Source organism: Vibrio sp. HENC-03 (assembly GCF_000305755.2).
GTDB lineage: Bacteria > Pseudomonadota > Gammaproteobacteria > Enterobacterales > Vibrionaceae > Vibrio > Vibrio owensii.
Genome location: NZ_JH976058.1, coordinates 1 through 229, shown reverse-complemented (window position 1 = coordinate 229; position 229 = coordinate 1). Strand labels below are relative to the sequence as shown.

The window sequence follows — 229 nt, the reverse complement described above, 5'->3', positions numbered from 1 at the left end:
GTTCAACAAAGAAGGCCACGACATCGTTGACCACTTCACTTACGTGTTCATGGGTGACGGCTGTCTAATGGAAGGTATCTCGCACGAGGCATGTTCTCTTGCTGGTACACTAGGCCTTGGCAAACTGATCGCATTCTGGGATGACAACGGCATCTCTATCGATGGTCACGTTGAAGGTTGGTTCTCTGACGACACGCCTAAGCGTTTTGAATCTTACGGCTGGCACGTA

General features: G+C 50.2%; 1 pseudogene. It reads left to right on the top strand.

Annotated features, from left to right (window positions below):
- Positions 1-229: pseudogene (locus VCHENC03_RS23150) on the top strand (transketolase); the annotation flags it as partial.